Source organism: Desulfoprunum sp. (genome assembly GCF_053613775.1).
In genome coordinates this window covers 373283-389905 of record NZ_JBSHXH010000004.1, presented here as the reverse complement: position 1 = coordinate 389905, position 16623 = coordinate 373283, and the positions used below count along the sequence as shown (strand labels likewise).

General features: G+C 57.5%; 14 protein-coding genes. 10 read left to right on the top strand and 4 right to left on the bottom strand.

Annotated features, from left to right (window positions below; all coding sequences use genetic code 11):
- From nifS to ACWGKN_RS05795, 3 genes are all read right to left on the bottom strand, one after another.
- Positions 1–1185: a cysteine desulfurase NifS gene (gene nifS, locus ACWGKN_RS05805; protein ID WP_035229186.1), complete on the bottom strand. Its 1185-nt coding sequence runs from the start codon at positions 1183–1185 to the stop codon at positions 1–3.
- Positions 1185–2018: a Fe-S cluster assembly protein NifU gene (gene nifU, locus ACWGKN_RS05800; RefSeq protein ID WP_424256154.1), complete on the bottom strand. Its 834-nt coding sequence runs from the start codon at positions 2016–2018 to the stop codon at positions 1185–1187. The genes nifS and nifU overlap by 1 nt, the downstream gene beginning before the upstream one ends.
- 135 nt (positions 2019–2153) lie before the next feature.
- On the bottom strand, positions 2154–3887 hold the full coding sequence (locus ACWGKN_RS05795; protein ID WP_035229190.1) for a phosphohexomutase domain-containing protein: 1734 nt from the start codon (positions 3885–3887) through the stop codon (positions 2154–2156).
- A 332-nt stretch (positions 3888–4219) separates the two neighbouring features.
- Here ACWGKN_RS05795 and ppsA point away from each other — a divergent pair, with 332 nt between their 5' ends.
- The gene (gene ppsA, locus ACWGKN_RS05790; RefSeq protein WP_035229193.1) at positions 4220–6673 is read left to right on the top strand and encodes a phosphoenolpyruvate synthase; all 2454 of its coding nucleotides are present in this window, start codon (positions 4220–4222) and stop codon (positions 6671–6673) included.
- A gap of 46 nt (positions 6674–6719) precedes the next feature.
- Here the strand turns inward: ppsA and ACWGKN_RS05785 are convergent, their stop codons facing one another.
- On the bottom strand, positions 6720–6890 hold the full coding sequence (locus ACWGKN_RS05785; RefSeq protein WP_424256152.1) for a Trm112 family protein: 171 nt from the start codon (positions 6888–6890) through the stop codon (positions 6720–6722).
- 182 nt (positions 6891–7072) lie between these two features.
- Here ACWGKN_RS05785 and proC point away from each other — a divergent pair, with 182 nt between their 5' ends.
- The 9 genes from proC to ACWGKN_RS05740 all read left to right on the top strand — a co-directional run bounded on the left by proC (position 7073) and on the right by ACWGKN_RS05740 (position 16619).
- Positions 7073–7888, top strand: a complete 816-nt coding sequence (proC, locus tag ACWGKN_RS05780; protein ID WP_035229196.1) for a pyrroline-5-carboxylate reductase — start codon at positions 7073–7075, stop codon at positions 7886–7888.
- Entirely contained in the window at positions 7885–8760 is an 876-nt protein-coding gene (locus ACWGKN_RS05775; protein WP_035229198.1) for an NAD(+)/NADH kinase, read from the top strand. Before proC ends, ACWGKN_RS05775 begins: the two co-directional genes overlap by 4 nt.
- Before the next feature lie 637 nt (positions 8761–9397).
- Positions 9398–9757 carry an NADH-quinone oxidoreductase subunit A gene (locus ACWGKN_RS05770; protein ID WP_035229201.1) on the top strand — a complete coding sequence of 120 codons (360 nt, stop codon included), beginning with the start codon at positions 9398–9400 and terminating at the stop codon, positions 9755–9757.
- Positions 9748–10260: an NADH-quinone oxidoreductase subunit B gene (locus ACWGKN_RS05765; protein WP_035229204.1), complete on the top strand. Its 513-nt coding sequence runs from the start codon at positions 9748–9750 to the stop codon at positions 10258–10260. The genes ACWGKN_RS05770 and ACWGKN_RS05765 overlap by 10 nt, the downstream gene beginning before the upstream one ends.
- A gap of 1 nt (position 10261) precedes the next feature.
- Positions 10262–11977: an NADH-quinone oxidoreductase subunit D gene (locus tag ACWGKN_RS05760; RefSeq protein WP_452094859.1), complete on the top strand. Its 1716-nt coding sequence runs from the start codon at positions 10262–10264 to the stop codon at positions 11975–11977.
- Positions 11974–12480 carry an NADH-quinone oxidoreductase subunit NuoE gene (gene nuoE / locus ACWGKN_RS05755; protein WP_052159916.1) on the top strand — a complete coding sequence of 169 codons (507 nt, stop codon included), beginning with the start codon at positions 11974–11976 and terminating at the stop codon, positions 12478–12480. The genes ACWGKN_RS05760 and nuoE overlap by 4 nt, the downstream gene beginning before the upstream one ends.
- A gap of 13 nt (positions 12481–12493) precedes the next feature.
- A complete protein-coding gene (nuoF, locus tag ACWGKN_RS05750) occupies positions 12494–13762 on the top strand; it encodes an NADH-quinone oxidoreductase subunit NuoF (protein ID WP_052159917.1) in 1269 nt (422 codons plus the stop codon).
- 21 nt (positions 13763–13783) lie between these two features.
- Positions 13784–15346, top strand: a complete 1563-nt coding sequence (locus ACWGKN_RS05745; protein ID WP_052159918.1) for a 2Fe-2S iron-sulfur cluster-binding protein — start codon at positions 13784–13786, stop codon at positions 15344–15346.
- Complete coding sequence (locus ACWGKN_RS05740) at positions 15333–16619, top strand: complex I subunit 1/NuoH family protein (RefSeq protein ID WP_035229207.1); 1287 nt, start codon at positions 15333–15335, stop codon at positions 16617–16619. Before ACWGKN_RS05745 ends, ACWGKN_RS05740 begins: the two co-directional genes overlap by 14 nt.
- The last annotated feature ends 4 nt before the right edge of the window (positions 16620–16623 follow it).

Below are 16623 nucleotides of genomic sequence, written 5' to 3'. Positions count from 1 at the left end.
TCAGTTCCCTTTCCAGAAAGGTGACATCTGCCGGAGGGACTCGATGATGCCCGGCATCTTAGCCAGAACGAAATCGACTTCGGCCTCGGTGTTGTACGAGCTCAGCGAAAAGCGGATTGACCCATGAGCGGCGGTAAAGGGCACGCCCATCGCGCGAAGGACATGCGAAGGCTCAAGCGACCCCGAGGTACAGGCCGAGCCGGATGAGGCGCAGATGTTATGGCGGTTCATATGGAGCAGAATTGCCTCCCCCTCGACGAATTCGAAACTGACATTGCTGGTATTCGGCAGTCGTTCGGTCTTGTGGCCATTGCGCATGGACCGCGGCACGGTGGCGAGCAACCCCGCTTCGAGTTTGTCCCTGAGGGCCCTGACCCGGGTGTTTTCATCCTCCATCCGCTCCGCCGCCAGATCACAGGCCTTGCCCAGAGCGATGATCGAGGCGACATTCTCGGTACCGCCGCGCCGGCCCTTCTCCTGATGGCCGCCGGTCAGGAAGGGGACGAACATCGTTCCCCGGCGGACGTACAGCACCCCGACCCCTTTCGGTGCATGGAGCTTGTGGCCGGACAAGGAGAGGAAATCGACATCGAGATCCCTGAGACTGATCGGCACCTTGCCCACCGCCTGGACGGCATCGGTATGAAAGAGGATCCCCCGCTCCCGGGCCATCTTCGCCATCCTGGCGATCGGGAAGATGACCCCGGTCTCGTTGTTGGCCCACATCACGCTGACGATGGCCGTGTCTTCGGTCAGTGCCTCCTCGTACTCGTCGAGGTCGAGCATCCCTTCCGCATCCACCTTCAGCCGGGTCACCCGGTGCTTGTGCCCGGTCAGGCGATCGAGGTTCTCGCAGAGGTTCTTGACCGCCGGGTGCTCGACCCGGGTCGTGACGATGTGACGCTTTTCGGGGAAGGTCTGGAGGGCGGAGAGGATCGCGGTCGAATCGCTCTCGGTGCCGCAGCTGGTAAAGGTGATCTCCCCCGGCTCGGCACCGAGCAGGTTGGCCACCTGGGTACGGGCCCTTTCCACCGCCTGGCCGACCTGGCCGCCGAAGGTATGCATGCTCGACGGATTGCCATAATAATCAGCCAGGAAAGGCATCATCGCCTCGAGGACTTCGGGGGCGATCCTGGTTGTCGCATTGTTATCCATGTAGATAACCGCGTCATGATGCAGTTCCATCAGTTCTCCTCCACAATCAGGGTGTCGAGCACGAGTTCGCGCAGTTTCTTCTCCACGTATTCCTTGATCGTGGTCTGTGACTTCGCGCAGCTCTTGCACGCCCCCCGCAGCGAGACACTGACGAAATCGCCGTCGACGTCGATCAGTTCGATATCGCCGCCATCCTTGCGCAGGCCCGGCCTGATCTCCCGCTCGAGAACATCTTCGATCTTCTTGATCTTCTGCAGCGTCGTCATCCTTTTCGGTTTTTCCATCGGCTTGATCCATTCCAGCTTACCCTCCACCGTCCGCTGCAGGATCTCCCGGAGCTTGTCCTCGCATTTGCCGCAACCGCCGCCGGCCTTGGTGAAGTTGGTGATCTCCTCGACGGAGCGGAGGTTGGACTCGTTGATCGCCCGGATGATCTCGAGATCGGTGACCCCGAAACATTCACAGACGATCTCCCCTTCCGCCGTCGGCAGCGTCATGCCCCGATAATCGGCGATCGCCGCCTCGAGGGCCTCCCGCCCCATGACCGAACAGTGCATTTTTTCCTTCGGCAGACCGCCGAGATAATCGGCGATATCCTCGTTGGTGATCCTGCTCGCCTCGTCGAGACTCATCCCCTTCACCATCTCCGTCAGGGCCGATGATGAGGCAATGGCGCTGGCACAACCGAAGGTCTTGAACTTGGCGTCGGTAATGATCCCCTGGTCATCGACCTTGATCGTCAGTTTCAAGGCATCGCCGCAGGCCAGAGAACCGACATCTCCGGTCCCGTCGGCCTGCTCCACCTCGCCGACGTTGCGTGGATTGAGAAAATGTTCTTTTACCAGATCCGTATATTCCCACATAATAAAGTAACTCCTGAATATTGTTTGTCAGAAAGGCCATTCCAAGAGGGACAATAATACCTGGGGCGCAAAAAGCAACCGGGTTTTATCCGTTGCCGACGGCCCTGGCGGCAATCGCAAGACAGGCCCCGGCGCCTACAGCAACCCTATCTCGGCGAGCATCTCCCGGGCGGTGTTGACCAGGTGCACGGTGCCGTCAGCCGTCCTCGATTCGACATAGAAACGGATCTTCGGTTCGGTTCCCGAGGGTCGGATCATCAACCATGATCCATCGTCAAGTATCATCTTGCGGCCATCAAGGGTGATGACCTCGACGATCCGCCTGTCCTCTCCGCCAACGCTGATGGTCGCACCGGGAGCGTATTTTTCGAGGCGGGCGAGGGTGTCGAGCAGTTCCCTGCCCTTGATCCGCACCGCCACCCCGTCACGGTCCGGGTAGAAAGCGCCGTAGACATCTTCAATATCCTGCAGGTACTCGCCCAGATTTTTGCCGGTCGTGGTCACCATGTCGAGGGCCAGGATGAGGCCGATATAGGCGTCTTTTTCCGGGGTATGACCGATAATCGATATCCCGTCCGACTCCTCGAAGAAGACCAGGGCCCGGCCGATGACCGGTTTGAACTCCTTGAAACCGACCTTCGGCTCGAACAGTTCTTCGCCGAAGGCCTCGGCCAGCCGGTTGGCCATGTTCGAGGTGGCCACCGTCTTCGCGACCATCCCCTTCTTACCCCGGTATTCATGGAGAAAATGGTAGGCCATGGCGCCAAACCGATTCATGCCGATTTCCTTGCGGCCATCGGTAAAACGTATCCGGTCGCCATCCGGATCGATGATCGCCCCCAGCTTCAACCGCTCCGGGCGGGCGTTGATCGCCGCCACCACCCCTTTCATGTTGGCGGTGGAGGGCTCCGGGGCGATGCCGCCGAAGGTGACATCGGCGGTATCCCGCAGCGAGAGGAGGCGATCGCTGGCCGTGTCGGCAAACAGCCGGCGGATGTGGAGGCGGCTGGCGCCATGGACCGAATCGACGGCGACCACGATATCGTCGCGGCGGCGAAACTCGTCGATGATCAGGTCGAGATCGAGGCCATGCACCGCCTTGTTCCGGCGGACCAGGCTCTGCCAGGCGGCCAGCGAATCGAACGGTCGCAGCCCGGGGGACTCCGGCAAACGCCCGGAAAATTCACCGCCGGCAGTGGCGGAGGTATCCGTGATCATCAACCGCCGGGCGTTGGCGGTGATCCGTTCGGTCAAGACCGCCGCCGCCGGTCCGGCATCGGCGGCGTTGTATTTGTATCCGCCGTATTGAAGCGGATTGTGCGATGGGGTCAGATTGATCGAGAAGGCGGCATGGAGTTCAAGGACCGCCGCCGACAGGACACCGGTGGTCGATTCACCGGCGTAGTGGACCGTAAATCCTGCAGCCAGCAGGACATTGGCCGCTGCCGCCGCCAGGACCTCGCCATCAAAACGGTTATCGAAGCCAAGAACGCAGCCTCGCCGCTGCGCCTCGCCGAGGCTGCCGACACCAAGATACCGGCCGTTGGCGCTGTCGCGTTCGAGATCCCGATACAGTTCGACGATTGCCGAGGTCACCACCATGACCGATCGGACGAAGATATCCTTGCCGAGACGGCCGCGCCAGCCTGAGGTCCCGAAGGTCACCGGTTCCGTCGGATTTCCCTGGTTTTCAAGGATCTCCCGGTGCAGCAGGGCATAGACGTTGTCGATCTCCTGCTGCCAGGACGGGTCTTCGCTGTTCCTTCGAGCGACCAGTTCCTTGAGCAGGGCGAAGTAGTCGCTTGCAGCATGATTTCCCTCGACCAGATATCGGGCGAACAGTTGCCCGGCCGTTGCCATCTCCGCCATCCTCAATCCTCCGTTGAATTGACGTCGCCGCAGGTGGCGCAACGGGCTCCGAGCCCACCCTGCCAACCGCTCTCAATCCTGTATTTTAACGGCAGAAACACCCAGTTGTACAGACTTTTTCCTTGATTTTCGTTCCGTTGCCATTCTTTTCCGACCCCCCGGGAGCTTGACAGATATCAATCTCTTTTCTATACTTTAACAGTTATACTGATTCGTAACGCCAACCTCAACGGGCCACGGCGACACGTTCGGCTGCATGACCTTCCAGGCCCGCTATCGACACGTCAACATTTTCCCCAACCCACCTCATCCAACAGCCAGGAGCAAGAAGTATGGCCCATAAACACGAAAAGGAGCTGATCCTTTGGTTCGACGACATCGGCATCGAAGATGTTGCCCTCGTCGGCGGCAAAAACGCATCGCTTGGCGAGATGTACCAGTACCTGACCTCCCGCGGCGTTCAGGTGCCGCACGGTTTTGCGATCACCGCTTTCGCTTACCGTCACCTCATCGAGACCAGCGGCGTACAGAACGCGGTGACCGAGGCGCTGGCGGGACTCGACACCCACAACCTCAGAAATCTGCAGGAACGGGGCAAGAAGGTCCGGGAAATCATCCGCAACGCCCCGTTCCCTGCCGACCTGTGCGCGGCCATTGTCGCCGCCTACCAAAAGATGGAGAACGAATACGGCACCAATGTCGATGTCGCCGTCCGTTCCTCGGCCACCGCCGAAGACCTGCCGGACGCCTCCTTCGCCGGCCAGCAGGACACCTACCTCAATGTCCGGGGGGCGGAGGCGGTCATCGACTATTGCAGCCAGTGTTTCGCCAGCCTGTTCACCGACCGGGCCATCTCCTATCGCCACGAAAAGGGATTCGGCCAATTCGACGTCTACCTGTCGATTGTGGTCCAGAAAATGGTCCGCTCCGACAGCGCCTGCTCCGGGGTCCTGTTCACCATCGATACCGAATCGGGATTCCAGAACGCGGTCTATATCACCGGTTCGTGGGGGCTCGGAGAAAATGTCGTCCAGGGGGCGGTCACCCCCGACGAATACTACGTCTTCAAACCGACCCTGAAGGAAGGCAAACGCCCCATCGTTTCCAAGCGTCTTGGCAGCAAGGATATCAAGATGATCTACGACAACCGCCCCGACGCCAGGCAGCCGGTGATCAATATCCCAACGACCGAGGGCGAACGGAATTCCTATATCCTCAGTGATGACGAGTTACTCCAGCTCGCCCGCTGGGCGATGATCATCGAAGAGCACTACGGCTGCAACATGGACGTCGAGTGGGCCAAGGACGGCGACGGGGTCACGAAGGGCAACGGCCAGCTCTACATCGTCCAGGCCCGGCCCGAGACCGTCCATTCCCAGACGTCGAAAAATATCACCGAGACCTACCTGCTCGCGAATCATGGCGAGATCCTGGTCAAAGGTCAGGCCGTCGGGGCCAAGATCGGCCAAGGGCCGGCCCGGGTGATCAAGACGGTCAGCGGCATCCATGATTTCCAGCCCGGCGAGGTCCTGGTCACCGACATGACCGATCCGGACTGGGAACCGATCATGAAGAGGGCCGGGGCGATCGTCACCAACCGCGGCGGGCGGACCTGCCATGCGGCGATCATCTCCCGCGAACTCGGCATCCCCTGCCTGATCGGCACCGTGGACGGGACCGAGCAGATCGCCCCGGGGATGGAGGTCACCGTTTCCTGCGCCGAGGGTGAGACCGGCTATGTTTTCGCCGGCAGGCTTGATTTTTCGATAGAGCGGCTCAATCTCGACGAGGTCCCGGAGACCAGGACCAAGATCATGCTCAACGTCGGCATCCCGGAAAAGGCCTTCTTCGAATGCCAGGTCCCCAATGACGGCGTCGGACTGGCCCGTGAGGAATTCATCATCAACGCCCACATCGGCATCCACCCCCTCGCCCTTTACAACTATGAGGACCTGCGGAAAAAGGCCGACGAGGGCAACGCCGACCTCCGCGGGATCGTCGCCGAGATCGATAAGCGAACCGCCGCCTACCCGCACGACAAGCGCCAGTTTTTCATCGACAAACTGGCGGAGGGGGTCGGCCGCATCGCCGCCGGCTTTTATCCCAAGGACGTCATCGTCCGCCTCTCCGATTTCAAATCGAACGAGTATGCCAACCTCGTCGGCGGCAAGCTCTACGAACCGGTGGAATCGAATCCGATGATCGGCTGGCGGGGGGCCTCGCGCTACTACGACCCGAAGTACAAGGCGGCCTTCGAACTGGAGTGCAAGGGACTGCTCAAGGCCCGCAACGACATGGGACTGACCAACATCAAGCTGATGGTCCCGTTCTGCCGGACCCCGGAGGAAGGGAAAAAAGTCATCGAAACGATGAAGGAATTCGGTCTCGTCCAGGGCGAGAACGGTCTCGAGGTCTACGTCATGTGCGAAATTCCGTCGAACGTGATTTCCGCCGACGCCTTCTGCGACATCTTCGACGGCTTCTCGATCGGCTCGAATGATCTGACCCAGCTGACCCTCGGCCTCGACCGCGACTCCGATCTGGTCGCCCATATCTTCGACGAGCGCAATCCGGCGATCAAGACCCTGGTCAAGATGGCCATCGACACCGCCAAACGGCGGGGCCGCAAGATCGGCATCTGCGGTCAGGCGCCCTCCGATTTCCCGGAATTCGCCACCTTTCTCGTCGAGTGCGGCATCGATTCGATCAGCCTGATTCCAGATTCGGCGGTCAAGACCAGACTCCGGATTTTGAAGAAGGAACAGGAACTCGGCATTACCCCATGAACAACAGGCGGGGACGGCCGGCACGGCCGTCCCCGCTGCCCGACAGCTACTGCGCCACTTTCTGCGCCTCGCTGACCAGCATCACCGGAATACCGTCTTTGATCTCATAAAGCAGGCCGCACTTTTCACAGAGCAGCCCCTTGTCTTCGTTCACCAGCTTCACCGGCCCCTTGCACTGGGGGCAGGCAAGAATCTCGGCGAGTTCTTTCATATCCATGCCGTGCACCTTGTTCTCATATCATCGATTTGGCTGCGGTTGAGTGTATGGACTGCGTCCAAGATACATGGTACAGTGCATTAATCAATTGAATTTGATCATCCTCTTGATGGTGACGGCGATCAAGGGGATTCTTCATATCCATCGGGCAGGCAGCCCACAAATTTCACGGAAAAAATTCAATGACCAACAAGCTCGGCTGTATCGGCGGAGGACAGATGGGAGAGGCCCTGATCAAGGGGATCCTTCAATCAGGTCTCTATACCGGTGAACAGATTGTCATCGCCGACCCCGATGCCGGTCGGCGGCAGTTCCTGGAGCAGACCTACTCCGTCACGACCAGCGGTAACAGTGCTGACGCGTGGTTGACTTGCGGCACGGTGATCCTCGCCGTCAAGCCCCAGGTCATGGACGCGATGCTCCTCAAAGACAGGGACAATGTCGGCGAGAACCATTTGATCATCACCATCGCCGCCGGCCTGCCCCTCTCTTTCTACAACGAATGTCTCAACTCACGGAAATTCCGGATCATCAGGGTCATGCCGAACACCCCGGCCCTCGTGCTCGAAGGGGCATCGGCGATCAGCGGCAACGCAAACACCACCGAGGCCGACCTGCAACAGGCCATGCAGATCTTCAACTCCGTCGGCAAGGCGATTGTCGTCGCCGAAGAATATCTTGACGCCGTGACCGGCCTCAGCGGCTCGGGACCGGCCTATGTCTTTACCTTCATCGAGGCGATGATCGATGCCGGCATCAAGTGCGGCCTGCCCCGCAATGTCGCCGAACCCCTCACTCTTCAAACAATCCTCGGCTCCGTCAATCTGTTGCGGCAGAGCGGTGAACATCCGGCGGTCCAGCGTTCCAGGGTGACTTCACCGGGCGGAACGACCATCGCCGGCCTGCATGTCCTGGAGCGGGCCGGTTTTTCAGGAATCATCATCGATGCGATCGAGGCCGCAACCCGGCGATCGCTGGAATTGGGCGGCAAACGATGAGCGGATATTATCCCTCCGTTCGCACCCTGCCTTCGCTCACCATCCGCAGAGCCGGGATCATCACCAAACCGGACGACCAGGAATCGGCTGAATATGCAGGACGTCTCTGCGCCTGGCTCGGCAGCCTGAACATCGATACGACGATCGACTGCATCACGCCCGATCTCGACATCCTGATCGTTCTCGGCGGTGATGGAACCCTGCTCCATATTGCTGAAAATGCCGCTCTCCATGCGATCCCGGTGGTCGGCATCAACCTGGGCTACCTCGGTTTCCTCACCGAATTTACGGCCACGGAGACGGAAAACGCCCTCCAGTCCCTCCTGGCTGGACCGGTGACCATCGAAAACCGGCAGATGCTGCGGGTCCAGCTGTTGTCGGGTGGGGTCAGCAGCGGCAAACGGTATGCCCTCAATGAAGTCGTCATCAACAAGAAGGCGGAGGATCGTCTCCTCAATCTGGCCTCCAGGGCCGACAACAACACCATCACCACCTACAAGGCCGACGGCCTGATCTTTTCCACCCCGACCGGTTCCACGGCCTACAACCTCTCGGCCGGTGGCCCTCTTGTTCATCCAGGCCTGGCCGCAATCCTCGTTACCCCGATCTGTCCCTTCATGCTCGGCAGCCGGCCGATCATCCTGCCCGCCGACCGTGTCATCACCACCAGCTTCGACAGCCGTTCCGACAGCGCCAGGGCCAAGATTATCGTCGATGGACAGCAGACCTGGGATATGCACCAGGGTGATATCCTCGAGATCAAATCCGCCTCCCTTCCTCTCCGGCTGGTCACCTCCGCCAGGCGCGATTATTTCTCCATCCTGCGGACCAAGCTCCATTGGGGTTTTCAGGGCGTACCCTGCCGGGACTAGCCTCGTATTCTGGTTATTACGTAAAACCAGGCAAATGTATTCGAGGGACTCTTCTCTCAGATCGCAGTTCGGTTTTTGCATTCAAACACCTTCCATAATTATCTCTGATCTTCTCGATCAGGCGAATGAATTAAAATCATTCACTTATAATATTGTATCGATACTCCGTTCTTTTTTCCGTGTATGGGATTTGTTCTCAAATCTCCATCTTACGTAAATTCCTCTGCCTCGATTTTAATTTTTGATGATAATCGAGTTCATATTGTGCATACCATGCATTACCATTCTCCGATAATTTCATTCAACTTTCCTGTCGACTGAGGACTGAATCATTCCTCATATTCAATCATATGCTTGTAGATCTGAAGGTTTAATGATTTTCCAACGTTGTTGCAGGCACATTATTTCTTATCAAACACCTGCGATCAACACCTCCCCAAGCACACTTCGCACAACCTCATTTATCAGGTATCCTCTTTGAATTGCAAAAAATAGCTGTCGCATCCAATTAAAAACTTTTCTTGACACAAAGCTCTCCCACCTGCTATCGATTGCCAATCTTGTAGCATTTCTTGATTGATAAGTGAGTATCCAAAGTCAAGGTCACTCCACATATGGTTTCAAAGAGGAGGGGAGGATGGATTTAGAACTTGTTCTTTCAGCGGCGGCGCTCATCGGCCTTGCTGTTATCATCCCAGCCCTGATGCTCGTCACTGCCATATTCGGGCCGAGAGCCAGGGGCAAAATCAAAGACGAGGCCTATGAAAGCGGCATCGGTGCGACCATCGGTATGGTCGACCAGAAGTTCAGTGTCAAATTCTACCTCCTCGCCATTCTTTTTCTGATCTTCGACATCGAGGCCGTCTTCATGTATCCGTGGGCTGTCAGTGTCCGCGAACTGGGATGGTTCGGCTTCATCGAAATGGTCGTTTTCATGCTGTTCCTCTTCACCGGCCTCATCTACATTCTCCAGAAGGGGGTACTCAATTGGCGCTAGGAATCGAATCCCAACTCGGGGAATCTGTCATAACCACCAAGCTTGATGCGATCATCAACTGGGGGAGACAATATTCACTCTGGCCATATGTCTTCGGGACGGCCTGCTGTGCGATCGAGTTCATGAGCACCGCCGCCGCCCAGTATGACATCTCACGTTTCGGCGCCGAGGTTATCCGTTATTCACCACGCCAGGCTGACCTGCTCCTTGTCTGCGGCACGATCAGTTACAAACAGGCCCCGACGCTGAAACGGATCTACGAACAGATGGCTGAACCGAAATGGGTGGTCGCTGTCGGTGCGTGTGCCTCATCAGGTGGTATTTACGACAATTACTGCACTGTCCAGGGTATTGACACCATCATCCCGGTCGATGTCTATATTTCCGGTTGCCCACCACGGCCCGAAGCAATACTGGATGCCCTGATGAAGATTCAGGAGAAAATCGCGAGCGAGACGATACTGCAAGATCGCCATAAAGATTTCAAGGGGATACTCGGTTAAAATGAAGGCTCACGCACTCGAAAAAATTGGCACCGCCTTTGCCGGGACGACTTGCTCCGAAATACTCGGCAACCTGGTATTGGATGTGCCCCAGGAAGAAATGCTCGGTGTCCTTGAGTTGATGAGGACCGATCCAGACCTCCAATTCGATATTCTGCTCGATGTCACCGTCATTGACTATCTCGATTACCCTGTCGCCCATGCCAATCGCTTTGCTGTCGTATATACGCTGCGAAGCCTGCCGCACAACATGGTGGCCCAGGTTCGGATTGCGGTGAATGATCCCGAGGCGGGAATTCCCAGTGCCACCGGAATCTGGGCGTCCGCCAACTGGGGAGAACGCGAGGCCTACGATCAATATGGCGTTTGCTTCAACGGCCATCCCGACCTGAGGCGGATTCTCAACCATTGGCAGTTCAAAGGGCATCCGTTGCGTAAGGACTATCCTATCGGCCGTGGTCATGTCTGCTACGAGAACGATAGTCTGGAGAACGAGATCAGGGCCAGGTTGAAGGTGAATGGCATCGATACCGATGTCCTCAAGGATATCAACACCGAGATCATGTTTCTCAACATCGGTCCCGCTCATCCTGTAACCCACGGGGCGATCCGTATCCTGACGGCACTGGACGGCGAAACCGTCCTCGCCAACGTCAACGAGATCGGGTACCTGCATCGAGGGTTCGAAAAGACAGCCGAGAACCTGACCTACAACCAGGTGATCCCGCTCACCGACCGCCTCAATTACTGCTCGTCTCTGATCAACAATATAGCCTATGTCAAGGCGGTCGAAAAATGGCTCGAGATTGAGATCACCGAGCGGACCAAGTTCATGCGGGTCATCCTGACCGAATTTTACCGTGTCCTGGACCATCTCGTCTGCCTCGCCGCCAATCTGGTCGACATGGGAGGTCTGACCAACTACTTCTATCTCTACGATGAGAAAGAGGCCTCCTACGACTTCATCAGCCGCCTCACCGGAGCCCGTCTGACCAGCACTTTCACCCGTATTGGCGGGATGTACCGCGATTTCTACGAAGGATGGGAAAATGATCTGGAGACCCAGATCAGGGCCATCGAACGCGGGGTCGCCGATTCCCTCAAACTCGTGTTGAAGAATCGCATCGTCCACGACCGGACCCAGGGCGTCTGTTTGATGCCCAAGGAAAAAGCCCTTTCTTACGGCTATACCGGCCCATGCCTGCGGGCCAGCGGCATCCCGTTCGACCTACGCAAGGATGCCCCATATTATCATTACGATCTCTTCGACTTCGAAGTGCCCGTCGGATCGACCGGTGATCTGTACGATCGGCTTATGATCCGCTTCGAGGAGATCTTCCAGAGCATCAAGATCATCCGTCAGGCGGTCAAGATGATCCCGGGAGGCCCGATCTTCGTTGACAACCCCCTGGTCTGCCTGCCCCCCAAGAAAGATGTCTACAACAATATCGAAGGACTGGCCAATCACTTCAAGCTGATCTTCGATGGAGTGAGGGTCCCGGCCGGCGAATGGTACGACTCCTTCGAAGCGGCCAACGGCGAACTCGGCTTCCACATCGTCTCCGACGGTTCCGGCCGACCGTACAAGGTCAAGGTACGCCCGCCCTGTTTTTATATCATGAGCGGGTTTCAAGAAATGGTTGAGGGGTCGATGATCGCCGACGTCGTCATCAATCTCGGCAGCATCAACATTATCGGAGGGGAACTCGACCGATGAGTGATCGTTCACACCTGATCTTTGCCGGAAAACCCTTTCAATTCGACGCCGAGCGTGATGCCGAATTCGAATTCCTCGTCAAACGTTATCCGACCAGGGAATCGATGATCCTGCCGGCGCTGTGGCTGACGCAGGAGCAGGAAGGGTGGGTTCCGGCCGAGGCTATCGCTTATATCGCCGACCGGATCGGCACCTTCGCCAGCCAGGTCTACGAGGCGGCGACCTTCTACACCATGTACAACCTGCATCCGGTCGGCAGAAATCACATCTGCATCTGCCGGACACTGTCCTGCTGGCTGCGGGGCAAACAGGAAATCGTCGATTATCTGGCCAACGAGATCGGCATCCGGCCGGGTGAGATCACTGAAGACGGCCGGTTCAGTCTCGAAGAGGTTGAATGTCTCGGCCACTGCGGCACTGCGCCGGTTGTTCAGATCAACGGCGAATTCCATGAAAACATGGATGTCGAAAAACTGAAACAGCTCCTGACAGGGCTGCGGTAAAGGAGAAGCATCGATGGAAGTAAGGATTCTCAGCCGAAAATTCGACATCGCCGATGCCCATCTTCTGGAAGTGGCCAAACAGCATGGCGCCTACGCCACGCTCGACAAGGTCTTTGCAATGCCGCCAGCCGATGTCACCGACGAGGTCAAAAACAGTGGGTTGCGAGGGCGCGGCGGCGCCGGTTTTCCGGCGGGCCTGAAATGGTCGTTCCTCCCGAAGGGCGTGGATAAACCGGTGTACCTCACCGTCAACTCCGATGAATCGGAACCGGCGACATTCAAGGATCGCCATATCCTCACCCGCGACCCCCATCTCCTGATCGAGGGCATCATCATCTGCTGCTACGCCATCGGCTGTCATGACTGCTACATCTACATCCGCGGCGAGTACACGACTCAGCGCAAGGCCCTGCAATACGCGATTGATGAGGCCTATGCCGCCGGCTATCTCGGCGAGAAGGTCGCCGGTCACGATTTCAAGCTCGACGTCACCGTCCACCGTGGCGCCGGCGCCTATGTCTGCGGCGAGGAGACCGCTCTCCTTGAGTCGATCGAGGGCCGAAAAGGGCAACCCCGCAGCAAGCCGCCGTTTCCGGCCGTAGCCGGACTCTATGGCTGTCCGACGATCATCAACAACGTCCAGACCATTGCCTCACTGCCTTTCATTATGGCCAATGGCGCCGAGGCCTACAAGGCCTATGGCACCGAGAAGAGCCCGGGGACCCATCTCTTCGGCATCTCCGGTCATGTCGAGAAACCAGGCATGTACGAACTGCCCCTCGGTCTTCCCCTCCTCGAGGTCATTGAAAAAATCGCCGGCGGTGTCTGGCGAGGGAGAAAGCTGAAGGCCGTCATCCCCGGCGGCAGTTCGACTCCGGTGCTGACCCCGGAAGAGGCGACTACAACGACCCTTGACTACGAATCGATGGCGGCCCATAAGACGATGTTCGGCTCCGGCGGTATCGTCGTCCTCGATGAAACGGTCGATGTCGTCAAACTCGTTAAAAATCTCATCGATTTCTATCACCACGAATCCTGCGGCCAGTGCACTCCCTGCCGTGAAGGACTGGGCTGGATGCTGAAGATTGTCAAACAGCTGCTTCGCGGTGAAGGGACTATGGCCGATATCGACCTGCTCAGGGAACTCTGTGATAATATCGAGATGAAGACCGTATGTGTCCTCTCGGCCGCCTGCACCATGCCGGTACGCAGCTATCTCGACAAATTCCGGTCAGAATTTGTGGCTTATGCCACTGACCGGCCCAAGCCCGAACAAGCATGAACCACGTGAGAAGGAACCATCATGGCTGAGACGGTAAAACTCTTTGTCAACGGACAAGAGGTCGAAGTGGAATCAGGGAAGAACCTTATCGATGCCTTCAAGGTGATTGGCATCGAGATTCCCCACTTCTGCTATCATCCGGCCCTGGGTGCGGACGGCAATTGCCGCATGTGCCTGGTCGGCATCGAAGACGGCCGACCGCCGCTCGTCCCTGCCTGCAAGACCCCGGTCTCGGCAGGACTCAAAGTTCAGCTCGACACCGAGAAGATCAAGAAGATCCAGCATGATGTCATGGAACTGGAATTGATCAATCACCCGACCGACTGTCCAGTCTGCGATCAGGCCGGCGAATGTACCCTGCAGGATTACTACATGTCCTATGACCACCAGGCGAGCCGGATGCGGGTGCCCCAGGTGCTCAAAGGGAAGAAGATGGAATTCGGCTGCGGCGTCATCCATGATCAGGAGCGCTGCGTTCTCTGCGCCCGGTGCGTCCGCTTCACCCGCCTGATCACCAAGACCGGCGAACTCGGCATCGTCAACCGTTCCGACGAGGCCCGGGTAACGACATTTCCCGGCAGACAACTCAACAACCGCTACGCTCTCAATGTCGTCGACCTCTGCCCGGTCGGGGCGATGACGAGCAAGGATTTCCGCTTCAAGCAACGGGCCTGGTTCCTGACAAGATCGCCCGGAATCTGCCATGGCTGCGCCAAGGGCTGCAATATCTTCATCGATCATAACCGCGAGAAAGGCGGTGACGATCGAATCTACCGCTTTCGACCACGCCACAATCAACTGGTCAACGGCTATTTCATCTGCGACGCGGGTCGTTTGAGTTACCATCAGGAGAATGAAGGTCGCCTGTCCGTGACCCGTCTCGACGGCAAAGACTGTACCATCGATCAGGCAGTGGAGACCGCCCGCCGCAAGGTGGAAAATGCCCGCAAGCCGCTCTTTCTCGTCTCACCCAATTGCACCATCGAGCAGATGATCGCCATCAAGGCGTTGGCCGCCACCCGTAAAGGCAGGCTTTCGGGCTACAGCGACAGTTATATCATCAAAGGCGACGGTGACGACTTCCTCATCCGGGATGACAAATCCGCCAATCGCACCGGCCTCTCCGCCCTTGGGATCGATACCTCGCTGGAAGCCTTCACACAGGCCTTGAACGAGGCGGATCTGCTCGTCAATTTCAACAACGATCTGCAGCGCAGCGAGGCGAACGGCGCTTTCGCCGAGAGACTTTCGGCCTTGAACGTCATCGCCGTCAGCAGTCATGACAACAGTCTCACCCGCAAGGCGACAGTCGCCTTTCCCGTCTCCTCCTACAGCGAGTATGGCGGGACGATTATCAACCAAGACCAGATAGTGCAGCGATTCTCGGCTGCTGTGGTAAAAAACGATCCGGCTCCGAACCTGATAGAGGTGGTTCGCCTGCTGGGCGGAACGATGACCGATGAGGCCGCCATCTCCAAGGCGATGCAGGAGGCCATCCCGGTCCTCGCCGGAATCGAGGCTAGCGCTTTTCCCACTGCCGGATTGAATTTGAAGGAGAAGGAGACCGATCATGTCACAGCTTGATATCCTGCTGGTCGTCCTCCGGGTCGCCTTCGGCGCCTTCATCCCGATCTGCTTCATTGCGATCGGGGTATGGATGGAGCGTCGTGGTGCCGGATTTATTCAGGATCGCTTGGGTCCAAACCGTTGCAATATTTTCGGCTTTCGCTTCGGCGGACTGGTGCAGAATCTCGCCGATGGAGTGAAGCTGATCTTCAAAGAGGATATGATCGCCGGGCATATACCGCATAGATTCTACTTCGTCCTGGCGCCGGTACTGGTCTTCTTCACCGCCCTGGTTTCCTTCGCGGCGATTCCCTTCGCCGACACCCTGGTGCTGGGCGGCAGGAGCTATATAATGCAGACCATACCGTTCGACATTGGTATTCTGTGGTTCCTCGCCTGCACAGGTTTCGCAGTCTACGGCATCATCCTCGCCGGGTGGTCGTCGCATAATAAATACGGCATCCTCGGTGGATTGCGATCAGCCGCACAGGTCATCGCCTATGAAATCCCGATGGGCCTCGCCGTCGTCAGCCTGCTGGTGGTCTACGGCACGGTCAATCTCAGTGAAATCGCAAGATTTCAGGGACAGCTGCTGTTCGGTTTCATCCCGATGTGGGGGGTGATTCTCCAACCGCTCGGCGTCGTCATATTCATCGTCGCCGCCTTTGCCGAAACCAACCGCACCCCCTTCGACTTCGCCGAGGGCGAGAGCGAAATCGTCGCCGGTTTCCATATTGAGTACAGTTCAATGAAATTCGGCATGTTTTTCCTTGGTGAGTATGTCGCGATGTTCGCCTCGAGTGCGATCATCGTCACCCTCTTTTTTGGTGGCTACCAGATCCCCTGGCTCGCCACCGAGACCATGGTCGCCTACGCCCAGCCCATTGCCATCGTGCTGATGCTGCTGCTGCCGGTCATAACCTATTATTTTACCAACTGGATCCGGAAAAACAACGTCAGCCACTACTATCGGCCGAACGATCCCCTTGTCCGTGAAGCGAATGTCTATATCAAGATCTGTTGGATCCTCGCCGCTGCCGTCGAACTCATTCTTCTTACCCTGGTGGTAATCAACCCCAGTGCAGACGGAGTTCGGATTTTTGTAGTGCTGCTGCAGATGGCCACCTTCCTGTTGAAGGCTACAATAATGTGTTTTGTTTATGTCTGGGTACGTTGGACGCTGCCGCGGTTCCGCTATGATCAACTGCAGAAACTCGGTTGGCAGATTCTCCTGCCGATGTCCCTCGTGAACATCTTTATCACCAGCGCCGTTGTCGTTGCTCTGAGTTGAAGAG